Annotated in this window: 12 protein-coding genes and 1 pseudogene; 5 read left to right on the top strand and 8 right to left on the bottom strand. The window is 35.0% G+C overall.

From position 1 onward, the window contains the following. Nucleotides 1-6: 6 nt before the first annotated feature. From HNR27_RS05275 to HNR27_RS05265, 3 genes and pseudogenes are all read right to left on the bottom strand, one after another. A complete protein-coding gene (locus HNR27_RS05275) occupies nt 7-468 on the bottom strand; it encodes an S-ribosylhomocysteine lyase (protein ID WP_429339198.1) in 462 nt (153 codons plus the stop codon). A gap of 189 nt (nt 469-657) precedes the next feature. Then, nucleotides 658-1125: pseudogene (locus tag HNR27_RS05270) on the bottom strand (class I SAM-dependent DNA methyltransferase); the annotation flags it as partial. Between the two features lie 138 nt (nt 1126-1263). Continuing rightward, on the bottom strand, nt 1264-2013 hold the full coding sequence (locus tag HNR27_RS05265) for a YhcN/YlaJ family sporulation lipoprotein (RefSeq protein ID WP_429339014.1): 750 nt from the start codon (nt 2011-2013) through the stop codon (nt 1264-1266). Nucleotides 2014-2121: 108 nt separating this feature from the next. Here HNR27_RS05265 and HNR27_RS05260 point away from each other — a divergent pair, with 108 nt between their 5' ends. Then, nucleotides 2122-2358: a YhdB family protein gene (locus tag HNR27_RS05260; RefSeq protein WP_212919176.1), complete on the top strand. Its 237-nt coding sequence runs from the start codon at nt 2122-2124 to the stop codon at nt 2356-2358. Between the two features lie 30 nt (nt 2359-2388). On the opposite strand, the gene HNR27_RS05255 is transcribed toward HNR27_RS05260, so the two are convergent. From HNR27_RS05255 to HNR27_RS05235, 5 genes are all read right to left on the bottom strand, one after another. Next, complete coding sequence (locus HNR27_RS05255) at nt 2389-3606, bottom strand: anti-sigma factor domain-containing protein (RefSeq protein ID WP_429339013.1); 1218 nt, start codon at nt 3604-3606, stop codon at nt 2389-2391. Beyond that, nucleotides 3603-4334 carry an RNA polymerase sigma-I factor gene (gene sigI, locus HNR27_RS05250; protein WP_429339012.1) on the bottom strand — a complete coding sequence of 244 codons (732 nt, stop codon included), beginning with the start codon at nt 4332-4334 and terminating at the stop codon, nt 3603-3605. Before sigI ends, HNR27_RS05255 begins: the two co-directional genes overlap by 4 nt. 300 nt (nt 4335-4634) lie before the next feature. Beyond that, nucleotides 4635-5480, bottom strand: a complete 846-nt coding sequence (locus HNR27_RS05245; protein ID WP_429339011.1) for a S1 family peptidase — start codon at nt 5478-5480, stop codon at nt 4635-4637. Between the two features lies 1 nt (nt 5481). Continuing rightward, complete coding sequence (locus HNR27_RS05240; protein WP_429339010.1) at nt 5482-7515, bottom strand: ABC transporter ATP-binding protein; 2034 nt, start codon at nt 7513-7515, stop codon at nt 5482-5484. Continuing rightward, complete coding sequence (locus HNR27_RS05235) at nt 7515-9263, bottom strand: ABC transporter ATP-binding protein (protein WP_429339009.1); 1749 nt, start codon at nt 9261-9263, stop codon at nt 7515-7517. The genes HNR27_RS05240 and HNR27_RS05235 overlap by 1 nt, the downstream gene beginning before the upstream one ends. A gap of 800 nt (nt 9264-10063) precedes the next feature. Here HNR27_RS05235 and HNR27_RS05230 point away from each other — a divergent pair. The 4 genes from HNR27_RS05230 (at nt 10064) to HNR27_RS05215 (ending at nt 14524) form a co-directional block, all read left to right on the top strand. Then, on the top strand, nt 10064-10618 hold the full coding sequence (locus HNR27_RS05230) for a beta-class carbonic anhydrase (RefSeq protein WP_212919171.1): 555 nt from the start codon (nt 10064-10066) through the stop codon (nt 10616-10618). 129 nt (nt 10619-10747) lie between these two features. Then, a complete protein-coding gene (locus tag HNR27_RS05225; protein ID WP_429339008.1) occupies nt 10748-12265 on the top strand; it encodes a spore germination protein in 1518 nt (505 codons plus the stop codon). Between the two features lie 7 nt (nt 12266-12272). Next, a complete protein-coding gene (locus tag HNR27_RS05220) occupies nt 12273-13385 on the top strand; it encodes a GerAB/ArcD/ProY family transporter (RefSeq protein WP_429339007.1) in 1113 nt (370 codons plus the stop codon). Continuing rightward, entirely contained in the window at nt 13382-14524 is a 1143-nt protein-coding gene (locus HNR27_RS05215) for a Ger(x)C family spore germination protein (RefSeq protein ID WP_429339006.1), read from the top strand. Before HNR27_RS05220 ends, HNR27_RS05215 begins: the two co-directional genes overlap by 4 nt. The last annotated feature ends 12 nt before the right edge of the window (nt 14525-14536 follow it).

Raw genomic sequence — 14536 nt, 5'->3', positions numbered from 1 at the left:
CCATTGTTAAAAGACTTCTCGCCATTCATCCTTTTTTAAAAGCATTTCCCTTGCGATTTCCTGTGCTCCCTTTAAACTGTGATTATGGGCCCAGCCACACTGAACCTCATTACATGCCGGTACCTCATCAGCTTCTAGAACATCCTGTAAGGTCTTCTCTAACGCTTTTAAAACCTCCTCATAGGAATCATGATTTAGGATCGATAGATAAAATCCCGTTTGACATCCCATTGGACTAATATCCAATACTTGATCCATATGATTTCGAATATTCTCTGCCATTAAATGCTCTAATGAATGGAGACCTGCCATTTCCATATGCTCTTTATTAGGCTGTTTAAATCGAATATCATACTTATAAACCTGATCCCCATTCTCCCCAACTGTTACACCTACTAATCGTACATAAGGAGCTTTTACCTTTGTATGATCCAAATTAAAACTTTCAACGTTCATCTTCTTCAAAATGATTCCCTCCTCTTTTTTCCCTTTATAATCTGCTATGACAAACCAAACGAAATCATTCATTTGCTTCGTATAAAAAGTAAAATTTTGTTTTGTAAACATATTCTTTACGTTGTTAATTATAGGATAATACTCTCGTTCTAAATCCTCTGAAAGTGTAAAAAAGCCAGCATCTTTTGCTTCGTTTATTTTTCTGTTCTTTTCAAACTCTGATGCAAACATTGTATCCGCATAGACAACTTTTCCTCCAGGTGATAAAATCTCTGAAAACCGTTTTATAACTTTAGCTTTTTCTTCATCTGTCAAATGATGAAAAGCATACGTATTTACAATCGTGTTAATTGGTCTCGTGATTTGAGGATAGATTAGAAAATCCCCATCCAGTATTGTCATATGAGGTAGTTTGGACTCAGCAATTATCCGCATTGCCTCTGATGGCTCAATACCAATTACATCCAACCCTTTTTCAAATAGCTTCTCCGATAAATTACCAGTTCCTACACCAAATTCCAGTACTGTTCCAGAAGAATTATCAGCAACTAATGATAAGATTTCCTCATAGTTACGGAAGACCTCCTGATACTCTGGATTCTCTCCTGCAACAGTCCGATCATAACCTTCTGCCCAATCCTCAAATATCTCTACAAACTCCCGTCCCATTTGTAACAACTCCAATTTCTTATTACATAGTAATCAACTATGTTTAATAAGAATTATATGTCTAAGATTAAATAAGTTGAAAACTTTTATTTCGCTCATAAAAAATAGTGCTTCCAAATTAGTGGAAGCACTATACAATTATCTACCTTTATTCTGTGGGAAAATACGCTCAATCATATTTCCCATCTCTTCAAAGAAACCTTCAACAGGTTGCCCCTGATCAACATCATTAACATAATTATTTGTCAAATTCATAAAATCTGGATTGGTTGAGACATATACATTGTCAATATCATTATCAACAGATTTGACGATAGTAGAAATTTTATTTTTGACATCGTCTGTTAATGCATCCCCATTATCGCTTAGACGGTTTCTGTTATTATTATCATCTAGCTGTGCAGCAACATAAGCATTATTATCTGTTGTTAGAACATAAGCACGCTCAATGACATCAATTTGATCGACGATTTTGTCTGCCGCCTCATTAGCAACATCATATCGATTCCCATTGTTATTATCGGTGCGATTGTCATTTGTCCTGTTGTTGACATTATTGATATTTCTGGTATTGACATTATTCGGCTCTTCTAAATCACGTTGAAGCGTGTAATTTCGATTATTATCATTGGCATCATCATGGTCTTGATAACGGACAGGATCTACATTTTGATTAGTGGTTCCTCGTTGACTTTCTGCATCATCATTATTACCATTTCCACAACCTGCCAAAACAATTAGAGCTGACGCCGCAATACCAAACAAGCTCTTTTTCATGGTTGTTTCCCTCCCTTTTTCACTTTTTAGTATGTACCTCGTCATTTTGATTATGCTAAGGAAGGCAATCCTTAATATGGAATCAACACCAATATGATTGTCATAGTTCATTAAAAAACCCATCCTTTAATTGGAAGCCACACCAAACTGTTATTAGAAAATATATATATATTAGGGGAAAGCTAGTAATACCCTTTAGTTAAAAAGGAGGGGAATTTCATGGATATACCTGACTATGATAAGGCACTATATTACACACTTTGGGGACAATGGGATGATTTACTTGTGCTCATGGTGCGGACAAAGGATGACTTACTTTCTAAAAAGATACAGAATTTTCTCCATGCCTACCATTATTCTTTAGATGAACAAAAAATTGTACAATCACATGAAAACCTTCTATATTATATTGACCATGCAATGAAATATACTCCCACTGCTATTTTGGAAATGTAAGTAAAAAAGGAAGGGAAATACATTCCCTTCCTAATATAAATATGGATGAAGATAGGAAAAACCGTCTTGCCTATTTTTTCCTTTTTGATTTCCATTATTATGTTGATGATGACCATTCTTTCCATTATTATGTTGGTGATGATCATTCTTTCCATTATTACCTTTGTTTTTCCCATTATTTCGATTATCTTTCTGTTTTCCATGATCCTTATTATGTTGCTTCCCTTTATTCTTATCTTGCTTTTTGTGCCCATCTTTTCCATGATTACGATTTTTATTATGGTCTTCTTGATTGTTTCCTTTTCCTTTATGTATGGAATTATTTATATCAATATTGTGAGGCTTACCTTGATTCTTTGCTTTATTCTGATTTTCTTTTCCGTTATTTTTGGGATGGTTATCTCGATTTTTGTCTTTTAGCTCACTAGGATGTAATTGTTCTTTTAAATCTTTATCAGTTCTTTTCTTCCCCTTATTTAATGGTTTTTCTTCAGCAGTATCTTTTTCCTTGGACGTTCCAAGAGAGTTTTTACGATTATAAAATGATTGCAATACTTCCTTTTCGTCTTCCGTAAGTACTTGTTTGTCTTTTTGATCTGTAACAACCTGTTTTGCTAAAACCTCGTTCATTGATTGCTTTGCCTTTTCAGCTTTCATCCTAACTTCATCGGGAATCTCTAAGGTGACCACTTGCCATTCTGTATTTTTCTTGGAAAAGTGATCATGGATCTTAGTTATTAATGGATTGCCCGCATCCGCTTTATCCACATAGTGGACCCCAACTAATACATTCTTAGCTGTATTCGTGTAACCATTTTCTTCACTCAAATGAATAATTTCATCAATTGCTTCCTCTACTTTTTTACCTTTCAAATCTTTTACTTTTTGTAATAAACGTGATGCATCTTCATTTAATGCTTTTACATCAGCTACTTTGAAATTATCACTTATCTCTAGCTCGATACTTGGATTAATATCGATATCAACATATGCATACGCTTCATTCTTATTTGTAATAAAATATAAGGGCAATAATGCAATTAAAATTATACAAGCTAACGCAGCAGTACGTATAGAGAAAAAATTCCTTCGAAAAACAGAAGTAGAGGTTTTTTCAATAATGGGTTCATATATTACTTCAAACCCGATATCTACACCTTTTATAGTAGCCGCTTTTTCAAATGAGCCATCTGGTGTCAGCACTACCATATATTTTTGGTGCCGCTCCATTACAATACCCTTTTTCACTGGCCCACCCCTTTCAAATAATCCTTGAGAAAAACAAAATCTTCACTAAGAACAATAAAAATGGCCAATATAAACTTTCGATTACGTTCTAATGTCTTCTTACTTACATCAACTTTTTTAGCTAAATCCTTAATCGGTAATTTTTTCTTCTTATTTACATAGGCACTCATCTCCTGGTCATCTTGAATTATTCTTGCGATACGAACTGCAGTATCACGAGCATCACGGTGTTTTGGTGCAATCTCTGTTAGCTCATGAAGGGATAGCTTAAACGTCGCAAGCCTTTCTTTAAATTCAAGGATTTCTTGTCTGCGATACCATGCTTCTTGTTCTTGTTGATAAATTTCCTTTACGGCTTCAATTTCAGTCGGACTTTCCATATATTCTTCGTCAAACGTCTCATCCAATGAGATAGCTACTTTATTTTTGCTATTAAATCGGATATAGTCAATGACTTTACGTTTTATAACTAAATTAGCAAACGTTAAAAAAGAACTCCCTTTGTGTGGTGAATACTGTCTAATTGCCTCATGAAACGCTAATAAGCCTATACTGTACTCATCATCACGCTCCGGGTCAATATATCGTTTACATACCTCTGAGACAGATTTAGCTATAAATGGTTGATAATTTTTTAATAAAAAATTAAGAGCAGCCTCATCATCCTTTTGCGCTTTCATTATTAGTTTATCTAAGGGGATGTCTTTTAATGAATTGCGTATGGTCATAGTAGACCACCCCATTCTTTCATATATTTCGATTGTATTACAAACTTTATGGGCGTTGCCAAATTAAAAACTATTCTAATTATTTCATTAAGGGTCATAAATACCACCATAATCTTCTATATTTTTCTATTAAGAATATGAATATCTTACCGTACAAGTATTACAATGCCCATCACAGAATTTTACATTTAGATTAAAAAAAGTTAATGCCCCTCATTATTGTGTCCCATCTATAAAAAAATAGAAGAGAAGGACAGCCTCTCTCCTATTGTATCGGTTATTTTTGATAAATAATAAGAATCACTTATTATTTCGTTGAAAGAAGTATTCTATTGGAATAAACAAGCCAACCTCTCCGTGTATATCATGGTCGAGTGTGGCAAAGATTACACCGATTACCTCGCCTTCATCATTAATAATAGGACTTCCACTATTGCCACGGTATACCGGAGCTTCAATCATTAAAACAGGCTGATCCCAATCTTTTAAATCGGTGTATCCAATGATTGTTCCTTCATTTGCAATCCCATTAAATGCAAGCGGGTTTCCAATAAATGAAATATGTTCATTTTCCTCGAAGCTAAAGCTCTCTGCAAGGGTTAAATATGGTAATTCCTGTTCAGACGGAACCTTTAATAAAGCTAAATCCACATCTGGAAAGGCAGCCTCGATTGTACCTTGAATAAGACCTTCATTTGGAAAGGCTACTGTAATTGGGGCACCATTATCGACTACATGATAATTAGTAAGAATATAACCATCTGGGGAAATAGAAAATCCTGTTCCCTTGCTTTCCCCTGTTTCTATGACAACAACTGCTTCTTTATACGTTTTTATATCTTCTTGGATAGAAAGTCTCGCCGAGGTTATAAGGAAGTCTATTGCTGGAATGGAGAAAGTATACGGTAATATTGCTATTATGTTAATTACCATTGTAATAGCAATAAGCCAGAACATCCATTTAGAAAATGGACGTTTTGGCTTTTTTTGTTTATCTTGTGATGCTTTTAAGAGTGCCTCTTGTCTTGCTTGCTGGACAAGCTCATAAAGCTCCTCATCTTCAAATTCTTCATACAGGTCTTCATCAATGATGTCTGGTTGTATACCTTTCTCCTCTTCCATGAGTACACCCCACATCTGTACCATTCTAGACTGCTCTTTGCGAGATACCTTGTTGCATCTTGTACATTTGATAGTACGTGCCTTTTTCTGCAATTAACTCCTCATGATTACCTTGTTCTATAATTTTACCATGATCCAACACAAATATGGTATTTGCTTGCTGAATGGTTGACAAGCGATGGGCAATAACTAAAGTTGTTCTACCTTGTTTTAAAACCTCTAGTGCATGCTGAATTACATTTTCAGTCTCTGTATCAATGTTAGCAGTCGCTTCATCTAGAATAAGAATTGCTGGATCAAAAGCAAGAGCACGAGCAAAGGATATTAACTGTCTTTCACCTAATGAATACGTTGTTCCACCCTCAGATACTTTTTCATCGTATTTCTTCGGCAGCTTCTCAATGAATCGATCCGCACCGACCGTTCGTAATGCTTGAATAGCTTTTTCCCGTGTTATTTTCGGATCATTCATGGTGACATTGGAAATAATAGTCCCTGAGAATAAAAATGGATCCTGTAACACAATCCCCATATGACTACGTACTTGTTGTCTGGACCATTCCATTGTGTTATGACCGTCAATAGTTATTGTTCCTTTTTGCGGATCATAAAACCTAAATAATAAATTCATAATCGAGCTTTTTCCAGAGCCGGTATGTCCCACAAATGCTACTGTTTCTCCCGATTTAATCGACAATGATATATCTTTTAAAACATAATCCGCATTATTATAAGCAAATGAAATATGATCAAATTCAATGTTACCTTTATAACGTTTTATTTTCTCTTGGTTAACCTCTTCGCCTTCTTTATCCATTAGTTCAAACACACGGCTTCCAGCAACCCTTGCTTGTTCTAGTAATGGCAATTGATTCACGATATCATTTACTGGCTCAAATAATCGGTTTAATAAGTCCACTATTGCATAGAGCATCCCAATAGAGATAATGTTTTGAATGTCTAAAGAAGCAGAACCAAAATACCAAATAAAAGCGACAAATGAAATATTTCGAAAGACCGTAACTAAATTATACGATGTCAATGCACTTAATTTTAATAATTTTCGTTGATACGTAAAATGTCTTTTATTTAATACTTCAAATTCTTCCTTCGTCTTTTTTTCACGACGAAATGCCTGTATGATGGTCATTCCTTGAATAGCTTCATTTATTTTTCCATTTATTTCACTGATTGTTGAACGGATTACTTTATTGTATTTAGTTCCGAAAAACTTATAAAACTTCATCCATACAATGATTAGTGGTATTAATAATAAAAACCATACAGCTAGTTTTGCATTCAAGATAAATAATGCGACAAAGATTCCCGCCATATAAATTGCACTTGTAATGATGATACTTAGAACCCTTTCATACAAATCACGTATAGCTTCCGTATCATTGGTAATACGAGCAACAATTTTACCTGCAGGCTGATCAACATAATAGTTTATTGGAATTCGCTGCGTGTGTTCAAAAATGTCATTACGCATCTTTTTCACTATTTGATTGGAAGCTTTTTGAAGCATAAATGTCTTATAGAACTGAAAAATACCAGCAATGATAAGCAAACCAACATATAACGCTAATAAGAGGAGAATTGGTCTTTGTTCAGGCTTGAAAAACGAATAGATATCACTTGCAGAAATTTTCTCACCTGTAAACGTAATACTCTCTGTCTGTGATTTGATTGTAACCGTATTACCATTTACACTTCTTTCCCCCTGTAAAGGTACTTCCTCCCCTTGAACTAGGAAGTATTCACTCCCAATTTGTAGGATAGTATTCGTATTTACAATCTCATCTTTTTCATTGATGCGATCTTCGCGTTTATAGTAGTTGTTTTCAAATTCAACAGTAGTACGATCATCTTTTACAGGAACGCTATACCATGTCCCTTCAATTCCTACAACATGTTCATCTATAATTGTTTTCGCAATAAGTGGCCCCGCTAATTCCAATGAAGTAGCAATCATCAGGCAGATGATACCAATAATAATTCGCTTTTTAAATTGTAAGGCATATTGAAATAGTCTTCTCTCAGTAGATCTCTTCTTCATTAGGAGATCACCTCCTCATCATCCAGCTGCTGTTGTTCATACTGTTCCTTATACCATCCAGCATTTTGCATGAGCTCTTCATGGGTTCCTTCTTCTACAATTTTCCCGTCTTCGAGCACAATAATATGATCCGCATGGGTAACAGCAGATAGGCGGTGTGCTGCAATAAAGGTAGTTTTATTCTTTCGCTCTTTACGTAAGTGTTCGATAATCTTAGATTCTGTTTTCCCATCTACTGCTGATAGAGAATCATCTAAAATCAGAATCTCGGGATCTTTAATAAATGCTCTCGCTAAAGCAACCCGCTGCTTTTGACCGCCAGATAATGTTACACCGCTTTCCCCTACCATTGTGTCAAGGCCTTGTGGTAACTGCTTAATATCTTCTACAAAATGTGCAAGCTCCATAACGCGGAAAATCTCATCATCAGATGCATCATTTTTCCCAAACTGAATATTCTCTCGAACACTTTTCGAGAACATAATTTGGTCTTGAGGAACATAACCAATCCAAGAACGAATTTGTTCTAATTTAATCATTTCCATGTCGGTGTTTGAGAACTTAAGTTGTCCACGTACTCCTGGATACTGGCGTAGCATGATTTTAAATAAAGTAGTCTTACCTGATCCTGTCTTTCCTACGATTCCAATAGTTTGCCCCTTTTGGATATGCAGATTGATATTCTCTAATTGATTTATTTTTGTTCCTGGATATGAGAATGAGACATTAATAAAATCTATCGAATCAACATGGTCAACTTCTACGGGATGTTCTGGATTTTGGACATCTGCCTTATAATTAATTGTCTCATTCACTCGGTCTAAGGAAGCATTACCACGCTGCAAGACATTAATTAATTCTCCAACCGCAAACATTGGCCAGATTAGCATTCCTAAATATACGTTAAAGGAAACTAAATCTCCTAAAGAAATAACATTTTCAAAAACTAGCATCGTTCCATATCCGAGGCCTATTGTATAAGAAAGCCCAACAAGAATTTTCATTGTTGGTTCAAACATAGCATCGATTTTTGCAACCGCAATGTTTTTTTGATACACTTCCTCTGTCATCGTTTCGAAACGGTCTTTATCCTGTTTTTCCTGAACGAATGCACGAATAACACGAATTCCACGAATAGATTCAAGTACCTCATTATTCATATTTCCAAAAGCTGCTTGTGCATCGGTAAATCTAGCATGAATTGCCGCACCATACTTATTCATGATGATAGCCATGATTGGTAATGGAATTAATGCTGCTAGGGTTAACTTCCAGCTAATAGAGAATCCCATCATAGCAATTAGCATGAACATAAATGTTGTGGAATCCACTAGTGTTAACACTCCAAAACCAGCAGTCTGAGCAATCGCCTTTAAATCATTCGTGCTCCTTGCCATTAGGTCACCAGTTTTGTATTTCCCATAAAATGTTGGTGTCATTTTTAAAAAGTGGTCAATTAGCTTCGAACGAGTCCAACGCTCCAATATAACGGCACCACTAAATAGCGTGTAATCCCATAGAAATGATATACAGTAATGAATTACTAATAGTACTACATAGCCAACGACGATAATAGTTAATAATTTTGCTGTCAGCGTACTAAATTGGATTTGATCAATTGCATATCCAATTAACCTCGGCGGAATTAGACCAATTGCACTTGCGATAATTAAAGAAACAATCGCAAAGGTATACCGTTTCCAATAATGTTTGAAAAACCAATCTAGTTTCTTAAAAACCTGAAACATCTATATCACCTTCTCTTTCTTTCTAGTTGCTTTATATATGAACCTCCACTACCTATAGATTTTTAACATTCATTCATGTGGTTATTTAGGTTACAAGGCTAACCTCCAATGAGGAATATTCAGTTACTCAAAAAACAAAAAAATGCATGTGCTAAGTGGCACATGCATGTATCTATAATAGGAATATAAGACCAAAACAGACGTATAATCCCCTTAAATATCATAAAAAGGCCATAGCACATAAATGACCTTTACATAAACGAATGAAACAAAGCATACCTATGTACATTGAGGTTAAGGCATAATTTCCCGCTTACCAGAGGTCACAAGATATATTAAATTATGAACGATTAGGTTTACTTTAATGTTATTCATCTTCCATGACCTCCTTTTCTTAAAATTTTAGTACCTCATCATTATAGATTGGCAAAATTAAATAGTCAACACTTTTCTTAAATAAACTATTTTCAAACTTTTTTACGCACTTTATAACATCTAGGATTAAAATTGATGATCTTTTGGACACTTTCCTTCGATAAATTAGTTCCCTGTGAGATTTCTTCTATACTAGAATAAGGGTTCCTTCTCACATAACCACTAACCTTTTCAAGCTCTAATAAGCAGTCAATACACATATAAAATACACTATAGCTCATTTGCCTTTGACATAATTTACAATGACGGACATGCCCATCCATCCAATTCACCCCTTTATAGTTTTCATTTTGTATAATGTTCGAAAACTGCTATAGTTTTAATGGGGTAACCCAAACTGTTCATTTTAGAAGGAGTGTGAAACAATGCATCTAGACGATATGCTTGCATTTAACAAAAAATTTGTAGAGGGCAAACAATACGAAAAATATGTAACCGATAGCATTCCCAATAAGAAAATGGTTATTTTTACTTGTATGGAATCGCGATTAGTAGAGCTTCTGCAAAAGGCATTAAATATTCAGAACGGCGATGTCAAAATGGTTAAAAATGCTGGTGCCATTATTCGTAAACCATTTGATAGTATTATGAAGAGTATCTTAGTTGCTATTTACGAATTAAAGGCAGAAGAAGTAACTGTGATTGGGCACCATGATTGTGGGATGTCACGAGTTGATACGAAGGCATTAACCGATAAAATGGTGGAAAAAGGTATTCCAGAAGAAACGATCCGGACATTGGAAAATGCAGGAATAGATTTCGAAGATGAGTTTCACGGCTTCGAAACAGTAGAAGAATCTGTCATTCAAAGTGTTAACTTAATACGAAATCATCCATTACTACCATCCTATGTAAAGGTTCATGGATTAGTAATTGATCCAGGAACCGGGAAAGTGGATGTTGTTACGAGAGAAGATTAAAAAAGTCCCTTGGGAAGGAATTCCCCTGGGACTTTCTTTTTCCCTAAATCCCATTCCCATTCCTTCATACATAAAATCAAGCATTTTAGACATACTAATCTCTGACCGTTAGACAACCTGGAGGTTTCTATGTGGAAAAAACAAAAGCCTAAGAATAAAGGAATTTCAATATTCCCAATAAAGATTAATACTTTAGAAAAAATTCTTATCGATAAATTCGAAGGAAATCCAGATCTAAAGTTTTCTAGATATACGGTAAGCAATCGTAATGTTGTCGTGTTTTTTATTGACTATCAAATCGATATGGCTAGCATTCAACAATCTTTACTTCAACCATTAGTAGAGTTTGACAAAAATGGAAAAAAGCTTACCAATGAAACTCTTATGAATACTATACCAGTTAATTCGCCTTCAACTAGTGTTGACATAGAGGAAATTCTTAATGGTTTACTTATCGGTAAAGTATATATTTACATTGAAGATGAAAAAACTGCGGTTGACTATATTTTTGCTAAAAAAGAAAGCCGTTCACTAGAAAAAGCAGAGACAGAATCAATTGTACTTGGCCCACAAATATCTTTTACCGAATCATTATCAAAGAATATGAACATCGTACGTTGGCTAATTAAATCACCTGATCTAGTCTTAGAAGAATATAAGATTGGAAAAGTTTCGCCCAAAGATGTCCGTCTCGTTTATATGAAAAGTCTTGCCAACGATGATGATGTACAGACGATGAGACAGCGATTAAAGGAACTCGATGTTGATGAAGTAGAAGATGCAATCGTATTAAAACAATATTTAGAGGACTCGCAGAATAACTTATTCCCGCAATTTGATATTACAGAAAGACCCGATCGTTTCGCTTATAATATTACGAAAGGAAAACTTGGTGTTCTGGTCGAAAATAGTCCTTCTGGATTTACAGCACCAGCAACATTATTTAGCTTCTTAGAATCTACCGAAGATTTATATATGAGATGGCAGGCCGGGTCTTTTTTACGAATACTACGCTTTGTCGCCATGTTTATTTCGATTTTACTAACACCTACCTATGTTGCGGCACTGACATATCAATATGCAATTATTCCTACACAAATTCTGATATCGATTGGGCAATCACGCGTTTCCGTTCCCTTTCCACCAATTTTTGAAGCACTATTACTAGAGTTTCTTCTTGAACTATTACGAGAAGCAGGGGCTAGATTGCCTACTAAGGTGGGGCAAACAATGGGTATTGTTGGTGGTATTGTTATCGGTCAGGCTGCTGTAGAAGCTGGATTAACTAGTAATATCCTCATTATTTTTGTGGCAATGAGTGCCCTTGCTTCTTTTACTACGCCTAGCTATTTATTCGGAACTACCATACGATTAATTCGTTTTCCATTAATTATTTTGGCTGCATTTTTTGGATTAATTGGTATTGTATTTGGCATTACTTTTTTAATAATACACACTCTTCGATTAAAGTCTCTAGGTCGCCCTTATTTGGTTCCTTTGTATCCACTACAAATCAAGGACTTTAATAAGGTGTTTTTCCGTACTCCCTTTAACCATAGTAGTAAACGAGCACGATCTTATCGTCCAAAATTTATTAAACGCTTTAGCTCTAAGGATGCAGATCAGATACGGGATATTGATGAGTAGGTGAGGTATGAATATTAATGTTTCAATAAAACCAGGAAACCGAATTCGAGCATTCTACCTATTCTTTATTATTTTTGATATACAAATGGGGGTAGGAGTCATTGGTGTTCCACGTTTTATCTATATGGAAGCAGGTCGTGATTCCTGGATAGCGATTCTTATTGCTTATTTGTATATCGCGTTAGTTATCTATGTTATGTTTGTGATCTTAAAAAAATATGAAAATACAGATTTATTTGGAATCCATGCAGATATTTTTGGAACTTGGATTGGAAAATTAATTAGTACAATCTTCATCATTCATTTTGGGACAAGCTTCCTCTCCATCTTATTAACGTACACAGAGGTTGTTCAGCTTTTTGCCTATCACGAACTACCAAACTTTGCTATAGCCTTCTTAATCATGCTACTAGTCCTTTATGCTGTATTTGGCGGAATAAGGGTTGTGGTTGGGTTATCCTTACTACTTTTCATTTCAACCTTTTGGCTTTATTTCATCCTCTATGACCCGATAATGAGAATGGATTGGCATAATTTTTTACCCATGTTTCAAACTTCAATTCCCGAATTATTAAAAGGGGCTAAAGAGACCTCCTATACACTGGTGGGATTTGAAATATTAATGATCATTTATCCATTTATAACAAATAAAAATAAAGCAAAACTACCAGCTTTTCTTGGACTTACACTATCCATTTTTACAGTTCTATTAGTCACTACAATTTCTATTGGTTATTTCGCTGCAGAAGGTTTAAAACATATTGACTGGGCATTACTAATCCTATTTAAAAGTGCTTCTCTCACTTTTTTAGAGAGATTAGATTATATCGTTGTTATGGTTTGGCTGATGGTCATTTTACCAAATCTTGTGTTTTTGCTCTGGGCAATATCATATGGAGTGAAACGAGTATATAAAGTCCCTGAAAAAATTACCATATGGGTTTTGGCAATCTTTTATTTAACCATTGTCAATTTTTTTCATTATGATTACCAAATTGGTAAATTGACTGATTTAATTGCAAGATATAGTTTCTGGCTAATTTATGTTTATCCATTCATTCTACTCATATTCGTGTTAATAAAAAAGAGGAAGAGACGTCAAGGAAGTGAAGAAGCATGAAAACTATGAAGATATGTTTGATATTGGTTAGTTTATTGTTGCTTCTTTCAAGTTGTATGGAATCATTTCAGCTAGAGAATTTAGGAGTCATACTCACCCGAGGAACAGATATCACGGATGATGGTGAGATAGAGGTTACCCTGAGTCTTTTGCAATTTGTAAAGGATTCCCCAAACGTCAATACAACAATTAAAGGAAAAGGAAAAACTGTAAAAGGTGCAGTCAGGAACGCAAATACCAAGACCAATCAAGAAATAGTGGTTGGGAAGCAGGAATTAGAAATTTACGGAAGGAGTGCAGCCGAAAAAGGTATAAAACCGCTCCTTGATACGTTAAGAAGAGATGCAAATGTCCCAAATACATTATTTTTAGCGGTTAGCGAATCTGACGCAAGTAGTTTATTCAATGTTCAGGATCCAGGCATTAGTGCTAATCTGGGAGAATTTTTACATGGTCTCATCAGACTTGGGGAAGAAAAACGAATTTTTCCCGAGCGCTCCTTACCAAAGGTTGCAGCATTAATTAACACACCAGGAATAGAGCCAACTCTACCAATATTAGGGATGAAGAAAGGGATCCCTTCTAAATACGGTATCGCCTTATTTAAGGAGGATAAAATGGTAGGACAGCTTCCCTTAAAGGATGAAGTGTTAGTTCAAGTCATGGAGGGCACCCTCAGGGAGCATTATTATGAGATGACCATTCCGATTGATATGGTAGCAGATTACCTATCAGATAAAAGCCACGCCAAAAAAGATAAGAATGTCAATATGGTCTATATTGTAGAGAAAGGGAAAGGCAATATCAAATTGAAAAACAAAGAAAAATTACAATTCAAGACTACTATTAATATGCTATTAAACCTATTAGAAATATCAGAAAGTCTAAAGCTTGATAATCCCGAAGCAATTCATGGTCTTGAAAAAGAAATTGAAAATAATATTAAAAAGCGATTTGAAGAAATTCTTTCCATTATACAAGAATTAAATGCAGATATTTTTGGATACGGGGTTCAGTACAGAATTCATAAGAAAGGAGGAGAACTCTCGACGGAAGAATGGAATAGACTCTTCCCTAAAATTGATGTTGAAATTGATGTAAACGTTAAAATCATCCGACATGGTGAAGTCCATCGATAATATTAGAAGAAA

The organism is Ornithinibacillus bavariensis (assembly GCF_050433565.1).
Taxonomy (GTDB): Bacteria; Bacillota; Bacilli; order Bacillales; family Amphibacillaceae; genus Ornithinibacillus; species Ornithinibacillus bavariensis.
The sequence above is the reverse complement of the archived record's forward strand: the minus strand, read 5'-3'. Positions and strand labels throughout refer to the sequence as shown.

Bases quoted from the DNA above. Each gene is read 5' to 3' on its own strand.
- HNR27_RS05220 (WP_429339007.1), top strand. From the start codon at position 12,273: ATGAATATTAATGTTTCAATAAAACCAGGAAACCGAATTCGAGCATTC.
- HNR27_RS05225 (WP_429339008.1), top strand. From the start codon at position 10,748: ATGTGGAAAAAACAAAAGCCTAAGAATAAAGGAATTTCAATATTCCCA.
- HNR27_RS05260 (WP_212919176.1), top strand. From the start codon at position 2,122: ATGGATATACCTGACTATGATAAGGCACTATATTACACACTTTGGGGA.
- HNR27_RS05240 (WP_429339010.1), bottom strand. From the start codon at position 7,515: ATGAAGAAGAGATCTACTGAGAGAAGACTATTTCAATATGCCTTACAA.
- sigI (WP_429339012.1), bottom strand. From the start codon at position 4,334: ATGACCATACGCAATTCATTAAAAGACATCCCCTTAGATAAACTAATA.
- HNR27_RS05235 (WP_429339009.1), bottom strand. From the start codon at position 9,263: ATGTTTCAGGTTTTTAAGAAACTAGATTGGTTTTTCAAACATTATTGG.
- HNR27_RS05230 (WP_212919171.1), top strand. From the start codon at position 10,064: ATGCATCTAGACGATATGCTTGCATTTAACAAAAAATTTGTAGAGGGC.
- HNR27_RS05215 (WP_429339006.1), top strand. From the start codon at position 13,382: ATGAAAACTATGAAGATATGTTTGATATTGGTTAGTTTATTGTTGCTT.
- HNR27_RS05265 (WP_429339014.1), bottom strand. From the start codon at position 2,013: ATGAACTATGACAATCATATTGGTGTTGATTCCATATTAAGGATTGCC.
- HNR27_RS05245 (WP_429339011.1), bottom strand. From the start codon at position 5,480: ATGGTACAGATGTGGGGTGTACTCATGGAAGAGGAGAAAGGTATACAA.